This window comes from Bradyrhizobium sp. USDA 4451 (genome assembly GCF_054822585.1).
Window position 1 is genome coordinate 79,204 of the sequence record NZ_JBTRCH010000001.1, and the last position, 20,778, is coordinate 99,981.

Sequence of the window (20,778 nt, forward strand, 5' to 3'; positions counted from 1 at the left end):
TTATTCGGCGCGATGACAGGCAACCCATCGGTCGCCCGCCAGCCTTCTCCAAGCTGGTTGTTCTGCTTCACACTGAGCGAAGGAGATCGGGCAGCGAGTGCGAAAGCGGCAGCCAGAAGGCGGATTTGCTGGACTCGGCACGTCCCCCTTCAGGATTACCCGTTGCCGCGCACGTTCAATTTTCGGTTCAGGCACTGGGATCGCGGAGAGCAACGCCTTCGTGTAAGGATGTAAGGGGTCCCGAAAGATGAGACTGCACGGAGCGAGTTCGACTACCTTTCCGAGATACATCACCGCGACGTCGTCACATAGATGGCGAACCATCGAGAGGTCGTGGCTGATAAAGAGGTAGGTCAGCGAGAACCGATTCTGCAGATCCTGCAGCAAATTTATTACCTGGGCCTGAATGGAAACGTCGAGGGCGGCGATCGGCTCATCGCAAACGATGAAGTGAGGATTTAGGGCGAGCGCTCGTGCAATGCCGATACGCTGGCGCTGGCCACCTGAGAATTCGTGTGGGTAGCGGTTGGCGAACCTCGGATTGAGACCGACAGATTCGAGCAGCTCGCCGATCCGCCTCTCCTTGTCATTACCTTGCAGCGCACCGTGCTCGTTCAATGGTTCGGCGATAATTGAGCCGACGGTCATGCGGGGATTGAGGCAAGCCTGCGGATCCTGAAAGATCATCTGCATCCGCGGGCGGATACGACGCAGTTTTTTGCCTTGGAGATGCGTGATATCCTGGCCGTCGAACAGGATGCGACCGCGGGTCGGATCGCAGAGGCGCAGGATGGTGCGCCCCCACCGTCGACTTGCCGCAGCCGCTCTCGCCAACCAGGCCGAGGGTGCGACCTCGCCTCACTTCCAGATTTATCCCGTCCAGCGCTCTAGTGGCGCCAACTTGGCGGCCGAAGACACCCGCATGGATCGGGAAGTGCAGTGCAAGGTCAGTGACCCTCAGCAGGATGTCATCCTGACGGGCCTCTGCTTCTCTGACGACGGCGCTTGGCTCAGACATCATCGCGCGGTCGCTGCCTGATTACGTCCCACCAGCACGCCGCTTCGTGGCCTTTGCTCACGGCTACGAGCGGAGGTCTTTCGCTGCGACACCGATCAAAAGCGTGCGGACATCGGGGCGCGAAGGGGCAGCTCGTGGGAAAGGCAGTTAGATGAGGCGGCTGCCCATTGACGCTCTTCAATCGGTCACGTGCGGTGTCGGCGCGGGGCAGCGTTTCCAAAAGCGCGCGTGTATAAGGATGATGAGGGGTTGCGTAGAGATCATCGACGGCAGCGCGCTCGACAATGAGCCCGGCATACATGACGATCACCCGATCGGCTATACCGGCTACTACACCGAGATCATGCGTGATCCAGATGATGCTCATCCCAAGTTCCTGGCGCAGCTTTCCAACCAGCTCAAGAATCTGCGCCTGGATCGTCACGTCCAACGCAGTCGTCGGCTCGTCCGCGATGAGGAGCTTTGGCTCGCAGGCGAGTGCAATAGCAATCATCACCCGCTGACGCATGCCGCCGGAAAACTGGTGAGGGTAGTCGTTTATCCTCTCCTGTGGCGATGGAATGCCAACAAGGGAGAGAAGTTCGATCGCGCGTTTACGCGCCTCGCCCCGACGAAGGCCGAGATGCTTGCACAACGGCTCCATCAGCTGGTAGCCGACTGAGAAGACCGGATTGAGGGACGTCATAGGATCCTGAAAGACGAAGCCGACTTCCCTACCGCGCACCTTTTGCATTTCGCGATGGTCAAGCGCCAACAGATCCCGCCCGCCCAAGCGAACCTGCCCCGAGACAATGTTGGCAGGCGGTGTCGGCAGGAGCTTCATCAGCGACATCATAGTGACGCTTTTGCCTGACCCACTCTCGCCAACCACGCCCAGAAGCTCGCCGCGGTCAATATGGAAGCTCACGCCGTTGACTGCATACACGCAGGCTTTCCGAGACCCAAAGGTCATTTGAAGGTCGGAGACCTCCAACACAGGCCTCGAGGCCTCTCCTTGAACTGACTCGCGCCTACCTCGATCCAAGGTCGCTACGCAGCTTACCGCTGCAGCCGGCCGCTTCTGTTGGCGCAAGGGAGATACTCCTAGTCCTTCCATTACGGGTCCATTTATGAGCGGCGTTCTGGCGCGGTTTACCCGTGGCTATGTTTACTCAATTCGGCTGAGGCGGCAGAAGCACCAACCTCTGAAGACGACCGCGAACGGAGAACAGTCAGCCCGGCTTAGCCGCTGCCTCGCTTGGGCCCACGACGCTGACTGGCGATGAACCGGACGCAGCTATCTCTGCGGGCGATCGAATAGGTTACCTGCCCCACAATGACTCGCGAGAAAACGCAGTCCACGATACCAATCCCGTGCAGGGATCATGAGGGCGAACGACCTTGGGTGCATGAGGTTCGTAGGCTCGCCGAAAGCCTCATTACTTGTCTCCTTAGAGCTCCCTAGCCTTGCTCTTTCGCAAGGCTGATGATTTGAAGTTTGACTTGCCCTCGATAATACTGCGTTCCTATAGTCGAATTCCTTTAATACCGTGCTTTAATTCGTCAAAATTCTGCGCCGGCAGCAAAAATATGAGGTTTTCGGACGAGGGTGCACCAACCTCTAGCAGGCTGTTGAAGGACTCAGCCGCGTTCGCAAACGAAGGCTGAATCGTCGCCATTTGTAGAAGTGGCCGACGAGCTTGTCTGCAGCCTATCATAGCCCCATCCGCAACCGCAGGACGGATCGTTTTCGTCGCGCCCTTCCCATGAGAACTCCGCGCACGCCGATCCTTCGCGGGTGCCGTAGCGCACATCCAGGAAGGCCTTGAGAGCCCCACACAGGCGATTTTGCCATCGGACTTGCCCTGGAAGGTGAGATGCGCCTCCTTGACAAAATCGAGGAACTCGCTATCCCAGACGTCCATCTCGACGATGCCCTAGCGGCCTGCAAAGGCGTTAGCTGTCATTCGGCCCTTTAATTGCGGTTTGATGTCAAGCAGTCTCTCCTTTCTTGAAGGCGGTAGCGCTCGATCTGTCGGAGCCCGCCGTTGCGTAGACAGGGTGAGCGCGGGTGGTGACTTGATGCCAGTCCGGTTGCGGTTTGGCGTCGTTGGACTCTGATGCCATCGCTGGGGTCATGGTCCCTTCCGAGGTCGCGCAGCGCCTCATGATGATGTCCGGGGCGGACGCCTTAACGTCTGCAGCGGGGTACGGTCGAGCCGCCACCAGCCGAATGAACGAGATCGCCACAAACCACCGTCCCAGCGGGACATCGCTAGTCGGCGAACCGGACCAGGAGCTGATAAATGGCCTGCACCCAATCGAACGATGTGCCGTCGACCCAGACGCAGGGTTAGGATCACGGCGATATTGCGGGCGATGGCGACCTTTGCCTTTCTCATGCCAATTCGCTTGGCAAGCTTTATTCCCCAAGCCTTGAGAGAAGACCATTTCTTCGTTCGATAAAGCAGCACGGTCGCCGCCTCGAAGAGGTAAGTCCGGAGAAGACGGTCGCCCCATCGGGATATCTTGCCATTGATGTCCGCTTCGCCAGATTGGCTGCGCCCCGCTGTAAGACCCAGATAGGCGCCGACGCTTGATGCCGTCGGAAGCGCGATGGATCATCGATCGTATGGCGGAACGTCAAGGCGGTCACCACGCCAACACCAGGAACCGTCATTAGGCGACGCGTCGTCTCATCCGACTTCGCCAACTAGCGGACGTCGTTGTCGAACTTGCCTTGTTGCTTGCAGATCTGCTCATGGATCGACAGAAGCGGCACGATCACACGTAGGAGCTGATGATCTTCGCCCAATAGCGCGCGAACCTGATTGCGGAATTGCAGTCGGACCGCACGAGGGAACCGCAAGCCGTATTCTTTGACGAGACTGCGAACCTGGTTCTCGATATCTCGACGAATGGCCACGAGCCGGGATTTCGCCACGAGTACCGCACGGATCTTTTGACTTTCCTTGCTCTCCTTGCTCTTGACCTTGACTTCCCGATACCAGCCAACCCGCACCAGTTCGGCCAGACCTCGAGCATCGTTCTGATCGCTTTTGTTCATACGCATCGACAAAGCCGTGTGCGCATGCCGAGCGTCAATACAGACCACTGGAAGATCGACCCTACGAAGCTCGTGCCACAGCCAACTCGCCATCGCGGCGCATATCGGTATGGCCGGTCGCGAGCCACACCCGCACATTACCCGGTATGGCGATCATCGGCGCTCAAGCACCTCGAGCACCCGCGCCAGCGCCTCCGGGTCGACGTGCGCATCCACTCGGATGCGTCGCCGGTTGCCAAGATCGATCTCGATCAATCCAGTACGCGCGGACACTACGGAGCGCACCCGGCCGCCCCCCGCAGACAAAAGCTTCGGAGTTTCCTCCACCTCCGTAGCGACGATCTGCACCGGCGCAAAAGATGGTACAACCTGCTCAGATGTCCGTGCTTGTCGACGCCAGGTAAACACCAGGCTGGCCGCGACTCCGTTGCGGCGCGCAACCTCAGTCACCTTCGCGCCCGGCACCAACGTCTCCTCGACAATCCGCGCCTTGTCGTCCTGCGACCAGCGCCGCCGCCGCTCCAGCCTGCCCAAAACCTCGACCCGCATCGCCTGATGACCTTAAAGCTAGACTTAAGGTCATACGCTTCGCGAATTACCTCACGTCACGCAAGACGGCGTCCGTCGGATGCGTACCGCGCTCACCCCGTCTCCGCAACCCGACCCGCTACGACGGGCCGAGCGCTACCAATTTGTCGCATGGCTTCAAAAGGGAAAAGAGAACTTGACATCAAGCCGCAATTAAAGGGCCAATTGACCGCTACGTGGGCCTGATGCAGGCCGATGCATTCGATGGGTACAACCAGCTCTACAAGGCCCGATATAACTGTTCGAGATCGAGCGCACTATCAACGGCCAAACGCCGGAACAGCGGCTTGCGGTACTCGTGATCGGTCGAGGCCGATCGTCGCCGATCTCGAAATCTGGATGCGCCAGCAGCGAACCTTGCTCTCATCAGGCAACAATACTGCAAAGGCGATCAACTGCCTCCTCAACCGCTGGGCCTCGTTTACCCGCTTCCTGGACGATGGCCGCGTCTGCCTCTCGAACAACGCTGCCGAACGAGCCTTACACGGTGTAGCTCTCGGAAGACGAAATTGGACCTTCGCCGGTTCAGATGCTGGCGGCAATCATGCCCCGCTGTCTATACCCTGATCGAAACCTGCAAGATGAACGACGTTAGTCTGCAAGCCTAGCTCGCTGACGTGCTGGCCAGGCTTCGAGATCACGCCGTCAACAGAGTCGCAGACCTGCTCCCGTGGAATTGGAAGGCGACCCAACAGTCCAAAACGGCTGCTGCCCGAACGCCGCGGCAAACCGGCGCTCCTGCCCGGACGCGTACGGAGCACAAAGGGCGGACTCGATGATCGAGCCAAACCTGCAGCGTCGCCCTTCACCGAGCGCGCTGCTGTCACGTCTTCACCCGCTCAAGCGAGCGTGCCAAAAGGGCGGCCCTCGGGGTCGCCGGCGGTACCTGCCGCCGAGCGCACCGGCGGCCTCTTGCGCATGCTCCACCCGAAAACGCCCGCTGAGCCTCAAGATGACGGCTCACTCCCTCCAGCTGGCTCGCCCTTGATACCGCTCTAGATTGCATCGTCACAACGCCCATCCCTTGCAATATGGAGACAGCATGAGAGTAGACTGACATTGACACGCCGCTCTGAGCCAATGCCTGAGGCTCGGGAGCGAGCTTAGTTCAACCACCACAGGCAGCAATTAGCCTGAGCCCACTTCGATAGTCGGCCGCTCAGCATGCGAGAGATTCAGTGCAGTTTGCGAGGTGCGCGTGGCACCCCAGCCACAATCAGGAATTCAGCAAGTCCAGAATATATCTGACGGTGAGCACAGTCGTCGGGATGATGAGTTCATCGGATGCGCCGAACGTCGATGTATGCACAAACGACTCGTTGCCTGGCGCGCGGGTGCCAAGCCAGAAATAAATCGAGGGTACGCATGCGGCGTAGAAGCCGAAGTCGTCGCTCCCTGACACCGGCATCCTCTCGCTGAAGAAGGCGTCCCGACCCGCGGTATCCTGAACGACTTGGCGGAATCTCCTCACCATTTCGGCATCGTTGACGACAGCCGGCTCGCCTCGGCGAATGACACATTCGGCACGACCGCGGTGCATTGCAGCGATGGCTTCCGCGACTTCACGCACGCGCTGTGACAATAGCGCCCTGCGCTCCGAGCTACCTGTTCTGATTGTTCCCTCCATGACGACAGAAGGACATATGATATTGGTCGCCTCGCCGCCATGAATGGTGCCGATCGTGATGACCGCGCCATCATCGATCGGCATTTCGCGCGAGACCACCTTCTGCACTTCGTTGACGAACGCTGCGGCGATGGTGATCGCGTCGACGCCGTTATGAGGCGAAGCGCCATGCGCCATCTTGCCAGTGATGGTGAGCTTGAACTGATCGGCGGACTTGGTTACCGCGCCTGCCTGGGCGCCGAACATACCGGCGGGAATTCCAGGACTGACGTGAAAACCGACAGCCCGATCGAAGCCGTCGAGCAACTTTTCGTCTTGAACCGTGCGTCCACCTAGGGGCTCCGCTTCTTCGGCTGGCTGGAAGAACACGCGGACCATACCTGCGAAGTTGTCCCGCATCCGATGCAAAGCGAGCGCTATGCCGAGCGCAATCGAGCCGTGCATGTCATGACCGCAAGCATGCATGACACCACTGATTTGGGAGCAATAGGGCAGATCCTCTCGCGTTTCGTGGATCGGTAGTGCGTCAATGTCGCCGCGCACAGCGACCGCGCGCTTTGGACCGGAGACACGCCCTTCGATATCAATATACAGGCCAGTGTTGTGGAATGTCTTGGCACCGTTCAAGTCGAAGCGTTGCAATGTTGCCCGGATCCGCTCCTGCGTTTTCCACTCCGCGTTCGAGAGTTCAGGCTCGCGATGCATATCGTGGCGCAGCTCGATTACTGCGTCGCTCTCCGCATCTGACAGAAGGCCGTTGCTGCATGTACTCATCGAATCGGTCCCTATAATGTGCTCCGTTCCGCCCGGGCATTATCTAATACATAAGACTAACACTCGTACTAAAACGGTTATCGGCAAACTTCTCCGCTGTGAAGCGTATATATCAAGCTGAGTCTCTTAACTTTGTGCATGAATTCTTCGCCAAAGCGAGCCCACTGCCCCGCGTATCGGCTGCACTCCACCCGCGACAGGGCGTACACTCGATTCGCATGACCGGCTCAAAAGGTACAACAGCCCGGCACGAAGGCTCTCATCGCGCTCGTATCCACGTGCTCGAGATCTACTCCGGGGCTTTGGCCGTCGCCCCCTTCTACTGCCCTTCGCATGGTCCGCAACTGGCTCATGGCTGAGAGCGAAGGTTACAAGTCCAAGGTTGCACAACGATAAACAATTCACGTCGGGATTGCCGATGAGACGGCCTCAAAGCAGATTGAGCTCCGACACTTCAGGAGCGGCAATGGTTCCCGCTCACTAAGCACGAGTAATGCGACGTACTTGCCGCTTCTAGACCAGACTTAAGATCGGCACAGCCTCTACTGCAGGCGAAAACGAACCTGCAACGGGGTGAGGCGCATAGGAAGAAGCCAGTAAGATCGGTGCAGGGCTTGCCATCAACGCCGCGCACAAGTGCCGCGATGATCCCGGCGGCCGCATCGGACTTTCTTACGCCCGGACGGATAACGTCTTTCGTGCGCATCATGCCAGCATCAGCATTCGCTGCAGCCTCTCGCATCACTGCAATTTGACATCGGATATGATTCCCGGATCTAGTGGACGCCATTGGCGAAATCGACGATTGTTCCCTTTGGCATTCGGGCCTGAATTTTTTCGGCTGATTGAAGTCGGGATTGGCAATGAGACTTTCCGCATATCAATGACGCGGCTGCTATCGATGAACATTTGACGCATTGCCGCTGGTTTGACCTGCCCCTGAATTTTCATCCAGCGGCAGTTAGAGTCTCGGGGGTTATAGGCCTTGCGGCGCGGTGGAAGCAACGGGCGATCGGCGGAGCTGGTCGGGGTTGCGCAGCCGAGCGTCCGTTGCGGTGAGAGTGGCGGCGTAGGCAGGCCGCGGGCGTGAGGTATTGCTGCGAGGAATGAGGGCGCTCGCCATTGTAGTCGGCGACCCATGCCGCGAGTTTGGCCCTGGCATCGTCGAGACCGAAGAACAGCGTCTCATTGAGGAGCTCGTCACGCATCCGGCCGTTAAAGCTCTCGACGAAGCCGTTCTGCATTGGTTTGCCCGGTGCGATGAAGTGCCAGTCGATGCCGGTTTCCTAGCACCACGCCAGCATGGCGTTACAGGTGAGTTCGGTGCCGTTGTCGGAGACGATCAGGCCGGGTTTGCTGCGCCGCGCGACAACCGTCGTCAGTTCCCGCGCCACACGCCGGCCCGAGATCGATGTGTCAGGAATGGCGCCCAGACATTCCTTGGTGACATCGTCGACGATGTTGAGGATGCGGAAGCGACGCCCGTTGGCGAACTGGTCGTGGACGAAGTCCAGCGACCAGCGCGCATTCGGCTTCGCTTCCAGCGGGATCGGCGCCCGGCACCCCATGGCCTTGCGGCGAGCCCGCCGCTTGCGGACCGTCAGCCCTTCTTCCCGATAGATCCGGTGAATGCGGTTGATCCTTGATGGCTCCCCCTCCCGCCGCAGCAGAATGAACCGCCGACGGTAGCCGAACCGTCGGCGCTCGTGGGCGAGGTCGCGCAGCCGAACACGAAGCTCCGTATCCGCAGCGCGGCGAGATCGGTAGCGGATCATCCTCCGATCCGCGCCGACGATCATGCAGGCCCGTCGCTCCGACAAGCCCATCGCGGCCTTCAGGTGCGCCAAAGCGGCGCGCTTGGCGGCGGGCCCTACCATTTTTTTGACAGAAGGTCGCGAAGGGCGGCCGCGTCGAGCATCTGCTCGGCCAAAAGCTTCTTCAGCTTCGCGTTCTCCTCCTCCGGCGACTTCAGCCGCTTGGCTTCGGAAGCTTCCATGCCGCCGAACTTGGCCTTCCAATTGTAGATCGTCGCTTCGGAGACTCCGTGTTTGCGAGCCAGGTCAGCTGTCGTCGCCCCAGCCCCATGCTCCTTCAACACTGCGATAATCTGCTCTTCCGTGAACCTTGCTCGCTTCGTCTGTCCGTCCTTGCTCAGGCCGGACTCTAACTCCATCTGGAGGAAATACTCAGGGGCAGGTCAAGATCCTCCTGCATGGCGTCCAGAAACTGGCATGCAAAATCGACTGCTACGGCCATCCCTGAAGCACGGGCGCGGCGATCACAATAGGCGGTAGTCAGCGAACGTCATGAAGCAGGCGGCAAGCAAGAGGCTTAGCTGCCCCTTGCGCATAGAGCATCTATTTTTCGGAAGGTAAGCTCGCGGATCGCGGAGCCGACCGAGCAAGGCAAACTTGCGTGCTCACGATACCTCTACTTGTTCGCCAATTCGTCCATCACTTGTTTGGTTGCTTGATAGGCCAGCTCAACGATTTCGTCGATCTCAGCCTCCGAAACAACGAGAGGCGGTGCAAAGCCAAGAATGTCTCCATGCGGCATCGCTCGGGCAATAAGCCCGCGATCACGAGACGCCTTTGAGATGCGGGGCCCGACTTTCAACTCCGGATCAAATCGCCGTTTTGTTTGTCGATTCGCGACATACTCGATTGCCCCGAGCAAACCCACCCCCCGAACTTCCCCCACGATCTCCAGCTGTGCAAATCGGTCCTTGAGTCGCCTTTGAAAGTGAGCGCCGACGGTGTGGGCACGATCGCTCAGTCGCTCCTTCTCGACGATGTCGAGCACAGCATTGGCGGCCGCTGCCGCGATTGGATGGCCGGAATAAGTATAGCCATGAGAGAATGGTCCGACGCGATCAGCAGCCTCCTCCATGACCCTGTAAACTTTCTCGCCGATGATGGCTCCCGAAAGCGGCATGTACCCGGACGTCAGCCCTTTAGCGACCGTGACAAGATCTGGTTCGATCCCGTACTGCGTGCTACCGAAGGCCGCGCCGGTTCGACCGAATCCACAGATGACCTCATCGGCAATCAAAAGGACGTCGTATCGTCTTAGCACCGCCTGGATTTCACGCCAGTACCCCGCAGGCGGAGGCGTGATGCCACCTGTGCCGAGCACTGGCTCAGCAATGAAAGCACCAACCGTCTCTGGCCCCTCTCCCAGGATTAATTGTTCGAGCTCGGCTGCTCGCCGGCGAGAAAAGTTCTCTTCCGTCTCGCCCGATTCAGCGCCCCAATAGTAATGCGGCGCGCCTGTATGCAGAACGCCCGGGAGGGGCATGTCCATATGATCGTGATAAAATGACATGCCAGTCATCGAACCGGAGATCACCGAGCAACCATGATATCCGCGCTCACGCGAGATAATCTTTTTCTTCTTAGGCTGGCCGCGTAGATTATTGTAGTACCAGACGAGCTTTGCTTGAGTCTCGTTGGCATCCGATCCCGAGAGCCCATAAAACACTTTACTTGCCTTGCAAGGCGCCATGCGCACGAGGCGGTCCGAAAGTGTGGCCAGTTCTTCGGTCGTGTGCGCTGCATATGTGTGGTAATAGGCTAAGCTGTAAGCTTGGCGCGCGATGGCTTCGGCCACCTCGGTACGACCATAGCCGATGTTTACACAGTAAAGGCCGGCGAATCCGTCAATATAGCTGCGGGCCCTCTGCGTCCTTGATATGGATACCCTTTGCGCCAGTGACTATGGTCGGGTCGCCAATCTTACCGGTGGCGAACTCCTTGAGCTGAGTGAAAGGATGCAGAACACTTGAGCGATCCCGTTCAGCAACGGTCTTGATGTCGACCATGTCACTCTCCTAAGCCGCCAGGTGACCGAAGCAGTCGTATTTCAGCTCCATAAACTCTGCTAATCCGTGTCGTGATCCTTCGCGACCAAGCCCAGATTGTTTCCATGCCCCGAATGGAATGGGTGGCCTGGTAAACGAGGCGGTATTGATACCGATCATGCCGCACTCGATTCGCTCTGATAGCCGCATCGCTCGACGCAGATTGTCCGTGCAGACGTATCCCGCTAGCCCCATTTCGTTAGCGTTTGCCCGGGCGATAACCTCATCTTCCGAATCGACGGGAAGAACGGCTACCACCGGTCCGAATGTTTCCTCGCGAGCGATGAGCATGTCGTCGGTCACATCGCCAAGTGGCGTTGGCGGGACGAAATTGGGGCCCAAGCTCGCGCCTTGCTGCGGCGAGACAACACGCACCCCCTTCTTCACCGCATTATCGATGTGAGACCTACATTTGTCAGCGACTGACAACTTGGTCATTGGCCCGATATCTGCTGTTGGCTCCAGACCATGGCCAATTCTCAGTTGAGCTATCCTGGCGGCGAACTGGTCCACGAAGGCACCGCTTCTATGAACGTAAACGCGGTTAGCAGCCAAACAGTCCTGAACAGACATCGCAAATTTTGCCGCCATCACCCTCGACGGCCTTCTCAAGATCGAAATCGTCGAACACCAGAAAAGGAGCATGACCACCCAATTCGAGTGATACCTTCTTGACATCTCGGCTGCACCTTCAAGAAGCAAGCAGCCTACTTCCGTAGAACCCGTAAACGAAAGAGCGCGTATTCTCGTATCCCTCATCAGGGGCTTCGAGAGTTCGATCGGATTGCCGACGACCACCTGAAACACGCCTTGCGGGAGCCCAGCCTGCTGCGCCAGCCTAGCCAGCGCCAACGCAGATACGGCGTCTCAGGAGCAGGCTTCACAATGATTGTACATCCGGCCGCGAGGGCGGCCCCTGCCTTCCGTTTGATCATCGCCATAGGAAAACTCCACGGGGCTATCGCCGCCGCGACACCTACTGGCTGCATTCGCACGTGAAGCGGGCATCCAAGCTTATGGCTCGGGATCGTCTCCCCGTATGCGCGCTCCCCTTCTCCTGCGAACCACTCAAGAAAGCTGGCATCGTACGCTATCTCCTGGCGGGCCTCAGCAACTGGCTTACCTTGCTCGCTGGTCACCAGGATCGCGAGCTCCTCCTCATGCTCGTGCATCAACGAGGCCCAAGTCCGGATAATTGCACCTCTCTTTGTCGCAAGGATTCTCGCCATGCAGGAAACGACGGCTCAGCCGCAGCTATGGCCACCTCCATCTCTCCGGCCCCGCAATGAGGAACAGCCGCGATCTCTTCGCCCGTCGCGGGATCAATTACGTGGTCTCGTTCGCGGCCCGAGACCCACTGACTATCAATGAGTGCTCCTCCGGACAGAAAATCACGACGTAGCAGATTTTGCAGATACCTGTTAGCCAGACCGACCGAATGCAGACCTCTGTGCTGGGTACTTTGAATTACCATTTGGGGGTCCCACCCGGTCATTTTGTTGAAATTGCCCATGCAATCAGGATACTGATAGTGCCAAGGGATTTGCGTCGCATTCCCCCGTCGATCGGACGGTTTCCTGCAACGCACATGCAATTCGCGACGGAAAGCACCTGAAGGCTGGAGCTCAATCATGCAATACGACCGGATAGACGCCCGTATCCTGGAAATCGTCCAGAAAAATAACCGGCTGACTTCCGAGGTCATCGGTGAAATGGCTGGCCTTTCTGCTACCGCGTGTCAGCGCCGGTTGAAGCGACTCCGCTCAGACGGAATAATTGAAGCCGATGTCGCGATCGTTTCCGCGAGGGCGGCGGGAAGACCCATCCAGATGCTTGTGCTGGTGAGCCTCGAACGAGAGCGTTCAGACATCATTGACAAGTTCAAGAAGGCCATCAAATCCTCGGCCGAGGTCGTCAACGGCTTTTACGTCACTGGCGACGCCGATTTTGTTCTCTACATCACCGCCCGTACCATGGAGGACTATGAGCAGTTCACGCGTCGCTTCTTCTATGAGAACTCGGATATCAAAGGTTTCAAAACGATGGTCATTATGGATCGTGTGAAGACAGGTTTTGCCATTCCGATCGAATCTCCGTCGGAGGAGTGAACGGAGCGCTCTTTCTTCTGCTTAGTCTTCGGGACTTAATGCCTTGCTTTATTGCTTCCGGGATGACTGAACGTTCGCAACCTATTTAGATCCGCTTTCCATTCAGAACTCTCAAGCGTTTTGTTCTAGTTTCTTGAGAAAGGATCGCTCGGCGTCTTCGTCATGAAGGTATGATCGACAGCCATTACTTTCCCAGGCGCCCTCCACCAATCGATATCCCTGTGGCACACTAACTCCCAACACGACAAGGTCCCGTCGATCTTGGTGCCGTATGGATGCAGTTCGCATAAACGGGTGAACTGGAAGTCTTTCTAGGCGGCGCTCCGGGCTACGCCGAATACCTCGTTGCCATCCGCGGCCCCGCCCGTCCGGAGCACCCACATATGCGCCTTTGCGGCCCGGAGCGGTTCGATCCCAACGTCGTCGACTGGAAGGCGCTTGAGCCCGTCAACGCGTTGTCCGACACTTGGAAGCCGCGGCGACGCGCCGCGCGGCTCAAATGGACGTCAAGCGCCAATCGAAAGGACTCGCAGAGCTACGCTGTACGCTGGCGGACTGGGGCGGCCACGCCGCCTGGCACCTGCGTCCGCTGCACGAGCGTCTCGTAGCCAAGCTCAGGCAACGGCCATCCGAACAGCGACATCGATCGGCTGCTTCCGTGGGTCCACCGACGTCAAGACCTTAAAGCCGTGGCCTGAGAACAAGGCTAACGTCGCACGTCGGATTTTCGTGGATACGCTGGATGGCTCCGCCTGGATATTGTTCAATTATGTCCGTGAGGCGCTTGAGTGGAATCCGTGCGGGCGATGCCCCGCGTGCGGAGGCAAGACTGAGGAAAAGATGGCTCAGCTACAAATACCCGTTCGTGCCGGCTGGCCTTCAGCGGCCAAGAGATGCGGCTCGCTTGGCCTGCCAGAACCAGCACGTGCCACAAGGGCTTCTCAACTGTTTCGTCTTGCTGCGCCTTGGTGATCCGGACCAGTTGCCCCGATCAGGCCGCCTCGGCGGCCCTCGAACTCAATCTTTTGAGGGCAGGCACGCCCGACCCACTCGTGACCCGCCCCCCGATCGAATGACGACCGCCCGGTTTTAGGGGGTAGCATTCCGTCGCGCGATTATCCCAGACAGCGATGTCGCCGGATTTCCAGGTCCAGTACACCGTGTTTACCGGTGCAGTGATATACGATTGCAGCCGCTCGAATAGTCTTTGACTGGGATACCGCTGCAGACCGACAAAGTGCTGGATGGACCGACCGAGCAAAAGGAGACGCTCTCCGGTCTCGTGATGGACGCGAACGATGGGATGCGTCGTCTGATAGTTTGTTCCAGTGGATACATCGTCCAAGCACTTCTTATAAGATTCCGTGGCCCGGTCCATTACAGCGTAATCGAAAGCGGCGCAGCGAACAGCCCAGAGATCGTCGGCAAGCATTCGTAGCGAGTCCGGAAGATCAAAATAGGCAGCCGCAGTGCTCGACCAAGCCATGTGATCGCCGTAAAGCGGTGTCGCCGCACCGCGAAGGATCGCGATTTTTGAACGCACGCTATCAAGGCTGTCGTCCATGTTCATCAGATTCATAGGGCTCGCGCGATCTAATTGCGTTTTCGGTGTCGCAAAGTTTCCCCTTAGGTCGACCGTTGTGGGATGCGGTATGAGCGAGCTGAGCCGTATGGCAAACCGCTGCTGCTCGTCGTCATTAAGATGTCCCTGGTCACGGAAGAAGATGACTCTATGCTCGAGCAGCAGCTGCTTGATGGCTGCGACGACCTCGTCCGGCAAATCATCGGATAGCCTGATGTTCCTTACCTCGGCACCGAGCCGAAGCGCTTGCTTGACGATGTCTGCGCGAGGAATGATTGTACCGATGGTCGTTGTGTCGGTCATGACGGTGCCTCTGCCTATTGATATCTAAACAAAGCTCCTCGACTTATCGTGGCTTTACGCGCGGCAAAGGTTAACCAGGCCATTTCGCGCGCCTTGTGACGCAATCTTCTGCGCACTTACTTAGCCGCACGATGAACCAATCCTGACTCCGACACAGACCGCCTATCATCCTGTAATCAGACGCTGTCCGCATGGTGATGCACCTCACTATCCGTTACGATCCGACGACGCGTTCCGGGTAACGCCGCTCGACCGATTTGCAGCATGATCAACAGCCTGGCTCCGACATCGCAAATCATAGAGACAATCCATGTCAAGTCCATGAAACGAAACCAGCTTTGTTTTCGATCCTGAGTAACGTTCGCTTCGTCTCCGAACTCAACCTTGGAAAATCCTCGAAGAACGATCGCTTCGTCACCTCACCCAACACCCGTGGCCATCCGCATGACGAAGAACGAACTGGTTTGCCGCCTTCTCACGAAGCTAATCGGACAGAATGCCGCACTTCGGCGATGACTCGATCTTCTATCTCAGATCGATGCACGTATCTAGCACCACTGTTACGAGAGTGCGATCATTTCTTCGCGATTTAAAGTTGCTCAATGAGCGCGCCTGGTCTGCCGTTCTATTGGGTTGCTCGTTCTGATTTCGCCAAGCAGGAGACCGCGCAAAACTCGAACGCTGCAACTCCCATTGCAGCTTAACAACGGACTCAATCCCTCGATTTGCGAAATCTGCTCTCGCCGACTCAGGTAGTTGGTGGGTAGTCCGGGGTCGCGACCTGGTTTGGCTCCGTCCAGTGGCGCGTGATTTGCCTCTGGGAGCGCGATCTTTGGCTTCCTGGGCGCCCACTCAGCAGAATAGGCGCGGGCCGGGCATGAAGCCGTGCGGCTCCGCGCAATACAGCGACTTCGCACTCTTGCATTGCAAGCCGTAAATTCTAGCAGGCCATCTTTGTCTCCCGCACTGCTATTGGCAGCACGGCACTGAATGCAATGCAAATCGCGTGAGCACGATCACACACGCACCAAGAATGCACGGTTCGAGAGAAGACGATGAAAGAATGCACAATCAGCGCAACTACGCCGGCATGCAACCAAAACGGCATGCAACCCTTAGTTTTGTCGACGTGCCATAGTAAGCTTCCGTCACCATGCATGTAGAGACGAGCCAGCATGTAAGGCTGGCTCGTCTTAGCCGGCGGCTTCTCATCGCGCGATCCCAAGGCAAAGAAGGCATTTGAGACCGCTCTCGCAATCGGCACAGCAACGACCGAAGCACAATCTAGGCGTCGTTCTATTTGGACGCTCACATATGGAAAACGTTAGTTCCTGGGCGAAGGATTGGCGGTTTCGGAAGCTACATGGAGTAAACGATGTCTCTGGAGACTTGGAAAATGACGAGATCGATAGCTTTGGTGTGCTTGTGCTTTGGAATGGTAATGGCCACTCCGGCAAAAGCGCAGCCCATCTGGACCTGGACGAACCAATATGGCTCAACACTGAGCGTCAACAGCTTTGACCAGAATACGGGAGCGATCTCCGGAACATATACGAACAATGCGAGCAATAGCTGTGACGAAGGCGTGCCTCAAGCTGCAACCGGGTGGCTGGCTCAAACCAATCAAGGTGCAGCGATCAGTTTCACTGTGAACTTCGTCGGATGCGGCTCGACGACCGTGTGGACCGGGCAGCTCAATTCCGCGTCGGGTTTTCAGGCACTTTGGCTGCTCTCACTCGCAGAGCCGGTAGTATGGAACGGCATCAGCGCCGGCGCCGACACTTTCACATTCAAGACCGGCGACAGGACAAAATTGCTGTCCGTTGCTGGCGCGGCAACCGAGAGCAACGCAGGCGAGAAACTGTCGAACTCAAAAAAGAGCCCGAAGTGACACCAAACTCTAATGGCGGGCTTCGATCCCACTAGACTCTAGACTGGAACAGACGGCCGAAGGCTGGTTCCTGCGCATAAACCGAATGATAACTCTGGTTAGCTGCGCGCGCAGTAGCCACTCATCGCTGATTTGACGCGCGGCGTGCGGCGAATGGTCTGCTTATCCGTCACGCAGCACGATTGCCCACGCTTTGCGACCCAAGTCGCTGACGCCGTCGCTCGTCTTCTCTTCACTGGGCCTGCTTCGGGTCGCCTGGTAATCAGCAGCAACGCATTGCGGCGCTTCATCCCAATTCGGAGCGTTCAAAGGCCCCGTCCGGCCATTTTTGCACGATGTCCAAAATTCCGCAGATTTGATTAAAGTCAACATACCGCTTGCTAGTGGCGGTCCGAGACCTGCCCTCCGGATAGGCAGACCGCCCACGATAGCCTTCAATTGTTATGGTCCCCTCACGCAACGTTGTCGGCCCGATCTTCGCCTTTGAACCTTCTGGTGTGAATCGGTGGGTCCTAATCGGCCAGGAAGTCATCTCGCGCTCATCGTGTCTACTCGCCAAGCTGTCCACATTCCTCGCAGGCTGCTTGATCAATCGCCGATGAGCTCAATCCCGCTTCATGAGAGCCGCATGTTCCGGTAAATGACTGCCTTACCGCGGCCCAAGCCATCCCGCGGAAGCCTGGCCGTTTCAGAGCTGCCTCCATGACGGCCCGCTTCGCGAATGCTATCGCGTCGCCGGCGCTCTACCGAGAGATCCGAATCAACGTGCTTAATCCTGTTTGGTAGGGTCGGCGGAACCGCTCCCTCCAGTTAAGTGGCGACGAGAGCCTTGCTCGGGCCACATTGACGGGGCGCCGGTCAAGGCCTTTCGCCCAACTTGCTTGAGAACTTCAACGGAAGTCTCGCCTCGCGATGCGGCTTCCAGAATTTTGGAAGCGACGTGCGCTCGGGTACCCGTCTCGTGACGGGGCACGCCCTTGCAAACTTCATCCAGCACTCGACGGAGGCAGGCGATGGTTTCGGAGTCGAGCATAGCAGGTCCCCTCCAATCGAGGCGGTGCAATGAAGTACACCGCAAACGCAAACTTCCCGACGAAAATATTCTCAATTCGATAGCACGAATGGCATGAAACGCTTTTTACACCATGTTACTTATGGTTGTATTATCATACAGTAAACGGCTCGCGCGTCATCAAGCCTGACTTCTTTGGCGAGCCGCCACACTTAGGAAGATTGTTCGATAGCCTGCTCATCTTGTAACGCCCCGCCAGTGAACATATCCGCCCGCGGCACATCATCAACGATCGTCGAATATTCTTCTGACCAAGCTCGGTTCATGCGCCAATGTCGGCGTACGCACCCGAGTTCACTTCCGAGTGGATGTCTGCGCATCTGTATGAAGCTCGATCGCGGGAGCACCTCCCGAGTTAGTGGCCCGAAAGGACATCGGACTTCTACTCTCGGCGGCCAGAGCCCAGCTGCTGCTTCAATTGATCAACGAAGCTGAGCGGAGCCCTGGACATGAAGCTCATCAAACCAAGGACCACGGCCGTCATTCAATGCCTGGACGACATTGGACAACTCTTTGTAAGGGCACCGAATAAGATGTCTCGACACGTGCACAGTCCTTACGTCGACAGTATTCTTCCCGCAGATCGGCTTGCTCCGTATCCCTGTGACGAACCCTGAGCTCTCAAGCTAACGGCTTCTCTACAACGTCTTTAAATACTCAAGAAGTGCTCGCCTTTCGGCGTCAGTCAGTGCCGGACCGATGACTCCAGGCGGCAGCTTCGTAATATCAGTTTCCTTGCCCTCGAACGAATGCCCTCGATTGCTGTTGCCAAGCAGCGATACGTTGAAGTCAGTTAGACCGGGCGCGCAGGCATCGCTCGCTCGCACTTTCGCAAGCAACCCGACGTTAACAGGATCAAACTTGCGGCTACCGACGCAAAAAGAACTCGGCCGCCGGCCCTGCGGCAACAACATGTCCTTCAGCGTCGGCACTGACCCGTTGTGCAGGTACGGAGCTGTTGCCCAAACGCCGTCCAGCGGACGCGCGCGGTATTGAGGTTCAAGAGCAAGGACATCGTGGTCCTTGCCGTTACGGCTCACCCGGGCTCCAACATACGTTCGCGGGTTTTGGCAGTTTTTCCTCGGCCCCCACATCTGCTGCTTGACCGTTTCGGGAGAGTTGTTCGTAACGTTCCATTGATCGATCGTCTTGCCCACCACGTCCATCAGCGCCAGCACAAATAAGGGATCTGCCGACCGATCTGTTGGAAGGCCGCAGCCCCAGGTCTTGTTGAGATCATCGACTGGATTCAGACCGAGCGAGTCGGGTAAGTGAACACGCCGCGTCGTCAGGACATTGGATTGTTGGCGATCGGTGCCGATCACGTTCACCGGCAGCTGAACGACGTTGAAGTACCGGCGTCCGCCGATCTCCACCCAATTCTTCTCGCCCTTGGCCGATCGATCCGGGTTCTCCGGCTTCCAGAAGGAATCTTCCGGCCACTTTGCGTCGAACGCGGGATCATGTACGGGTCCTCGGTGGCATTCAAAGCAATGCGAGCGATAAAGATCCCGGCCCTTCTCAACGAGTTTGTCGTCGATGGTCCAGGCCGGGTCGCCTGGGAACCTGTCCTGCGCGTCCTTCCATCGTGGCGCGACAAGGCCGTCGAATTTCCTGCCACTTGCCTCTGCGGATGAGAATGGATCGGTCCCGCGCAAAAGCTCCTCGAAGCGCGCAATGTCCAACAGATGGATGGATGATTCAAAAAGCGGCCGGCCCGGCGCGGGTGCCCGCATATTGATTTTCGCGCTGACGCCGAGCGCTTCGCCGGAATTGCGAACAAGCTCGTTGAGGACAGAGGCGTCATACTGCGCCCACAGAAAGTACGGCGTGTCCCAGATCGGCGGAAAGCTTACGGGCGCGTCGTTACGCGCGAAGTTGCTCTTGAGAAGCGGATCGGAGAGTTCGCCGGTCACAGGATCCAGGAAATTGGTGTAGAAGACCTGGTTTCCGATCCGGTTCAAGGCATCCAGTCGGCCGAACCCCTCATCGAGATCCGAAACACCCTGCCCCGCCAAAAGGCCATCGCTTGCGGTTTTTTGAGCTTTGATCTTTTGAAGTGCTAGCTCCAGATCACTTCGCAGCTTCTTGCGATCAATGCTTCGACCTTCAATGCTTTCCAGCCGGTTGGCGAAGCGTTCGAACCGCCACGGCAGGATCAGCGTGTAGCCGATCGATAGTCCAATGACCCGTTCCACCTCACCGAGGTTGACCATCGCAGGTCCACCATCGAAGCGAATGCTGACATTCTTGTACTCGAGGTGACCGGTATGACAGGCGGCGCAGGTTAATCCGATCTGATCTTCGTAGAAGGCCCCCGTTGTCGGATCGATGCCCCCTTTCAGGATTGCGAAACCGACCGGCAAGCCCGTTGGGTTGTCGGGCGTGCTCGCCGTCCAAGTGGAGCCTGTCCCCTTCGCATCCTCGCGGTAGCCGTATGCAGGTGAGCTCGCATCAAAGTCCTTTGAGCTCGGACTGGGGATAAAACCAAGGCGTCGCAGATATTCATTGTCGGTCAAGCTCGTGTAATGGATCGATAGCTCGGGACGTTCGAGAGCCAGGAACCAGCGATAGGGCACGGGAATGGTCGCGGTGCCCTGGGTGGTATGGTGGAACCAGTAACGCTGCCGCGAGCTCCAGTTCTGGGGCAGCCAATATGCGCTATCGATCTTCGACGGCGCCGGCAGCGTCGCCGGCAGCAGCTGGGCAACCAGATTTGCGCCATTCTTTATCTTGAGCGCCGTATCGCGAAGCTTTTCCGGTACAAAGTACGCCATGCCCGCGACCAGTGCCGCCACGACGAATACGATCGCGACCAAGAGACCGATGACGTGAGGCAGCCGCCTCAGCCGGCCACCGGCCCAAGAACTGAACGAACGTGCCCCCATGGCAATCCTCCCTCATTTCAAA

8 protein-coding genes and 7 pseudogenes are annotated in these 20,778 nt (G+C 57.8%); 3 read left to right on the forward strand and 12 right to left on the reverse strand.

Going from position 1 to position 20,778, the window contains the following annotated elements:
• From ACVMB0_RS00335 to tnpA, 5 genes and pseudogenes are all read right to left on the reverse strand, one after another.
• Window positions 1–1,018 (reverse strand): annotated as a pseudogene (locus ACVMB0_RS00335) (ABC transporter ATP-binding protein).
• Window positions 1,011–1,970 (reverse strand): ABC transporter ATP-binding protein, encoded by a 960-nt coding sequence (locus ACVMB0_RS00340; protein WP_461349564.1) that lies wholly within the window; start codon window positions 1,968–1,970, stop codon window positions 1,011–1,013. Before ACVMB0_RS00340 ends, ACVMB0_RS00335 begins: the two are co-directional and overlap by 8 nt.
• A 668-nt stretch (window positions 1,971–2,638) precedes the next feature.
• Window positions 2,639–2,922 (reverse strand): annotated as a pseudogene (locus ACVMB0_RS00345) (hypothetical protein).
• A gap of 350 nt (window positions 2,923–3,272) precedes the next feature.
• Window positions 3,273–4,160 (reverse strand): annotated as a pseudogene (locus ACVMB0_RS00350) (IS110 family RNA-guided transposase); the annotation flags it as partial.
• A gap of 57 nt (window positions 4,161–4,217) precedes the next feature.
• A complete protein-coding gene (tnpA, locus tag ACVMB0_RS00355; protein WP_461344884.1) occupies window positions 4,218–4,613 on the reverse strand; it encodes an IS66-like element accessory protein TnpA in 396 nt (131 codons plus the stop codon).
• A gap of 277 nt (window positions 4,614–4,890) precedes the next feature.
• On the opposite strand from tnpA, the pseudogene ACVMB0_RS00360 reads away from it, so the two are divergent.
• A pseudogene (locus ACVMB0_RS00360) lies at window positions 4,891–5,362 on the forward strand (IS66 family transposase); the annotation flags it as partial.
• A 506-nt stretch (window positions 5,363–5,868) separates the two neighbouring features.
• On the opposite strand, the gene ACVMB0_RS00365 reads toward ACVMB0_RS00360, so the two are convergent.
• The 5 genes and pseudogenes from ACVMB0_RS00365 to ACVMB0_RS00385 form a co-directional block, all read right to left on the reverse strand.
• Window positions 5,869–7,053: a M20 family metallopeptidase gene (locus ACVMB0_RS00365; protein WP_461344885.1), complete on the reverse strand. Its 1,185-nt coding sequence runs from the start codon at window positions 7,051–7,053 to the stop codon at window positions 5,869–5,871.
• 947 nt (window positions 7,054–8,000) lie between these two features.
• Window positions 8,001–9,226 (reverse strand): annotated as a pseudogene (locus ACVMB0_RS00370) (IS3 family transposase).
• 257 nt (window positions 9,227–9,483) lie between these two features.
• Window positions 9,484–10,873 (reverse strand): annotated as a pseudogene (locus ACVMB0_RS00375) (aminotransferase).
• 9 nt (window positions 10,874–10,882) lie between these two features.
• Window positions 10,883–12,141: pseudogene (locus ACVMB0_RS00380) on the reverse strand (aldehyde dehydrogenase family protein).
• Complete coding sequence (locus ACVMB0_RS00385; RefSeq protein WP_461344886.1) at window positions 12,084–12,617, reverse strand: aldehyde dehydrogenase family protein; 534 nt, start codon at window positions 12,615–12,617, stop codon at window positions 12,084–12,086. The pseudogene ACVMB0_RS00380 and the gene ACVMB0_RS00385 overlap by 58 nt, the downstream one beginning before the upstream one ends.
• On the opposite strand from ACVMB0_RS00385, the gene ACVMB0_RS00390 reads away from it, so the two are divergent.
• A complete protein-coding gene (locus tag ACVMB0_RS00390; protein ID WP_461344887.1) occupies window positions 12,544–13,020 on the forward strand; it encodes an Lrp/AsnC family transcriptional regulator in 477 nt (158 codons plus the stop codon). The genes ACVMB0_RS00385 and ACVMB0_RS00390 overlap by 74 nt on opposite strands.
• A 991-nt stretch (window positions 13,021–14,011) precedes the next feature.
• Here ACVMB0_RS00390 and ACVMB0_RS00395 read toward each other — a convergent pair.
• Window positions 14,012–14,905, reverse strand: a complete 894-nt coding sequence (locus ACVMB0_RS00395; RefSeq protein WP_461344888.1) for a TauD/TfdA dioxygenase family protein — start codon at window positions 14,903–14,905, stop codon at window positions 14,012–14,014.
• A gap of 1,441 nt (window positions 14,906–16,346) precedes the next feature.
• Here ACVMB0_RS00395 and ACVMB0_RS00400 point away from each other — a divergent pair.
• Window positions 16,347–16,796 (forward strand): avidin/streptavidin family protein, encoded by a 450-nt coding sequence (locus tag ACVMB0_RS00400; RefSeq protein ID WP_461344889.1) that lies wholly within the window; start codon window positions 16,347–16,349, stop codon window positions 16,794–16,796.
• 1,710 nt (window positions 16,797–18,506) lie between these two features.
• On the opposite strand, the gene ACVMB0_RS00405 is transcribed toward ACVMB0_RS00400, so the two are convergent.
• Window positions 18,507–20,756 carry a di-heme-cytochrome C peroxidase gene (locus ACVMB0_RS00405; RefSeq protein WP_461344890.1) on the reverse strand — a complete coding sequence of 750 codons (2,250 nt, stop codon included), beginning with the start codon at window positions 20,754–20,756 and terminating at the stop codon, window positions 18,507–18,509.
• Window positions 20,757–20,778: the final 22 nt, after the last annotated feature.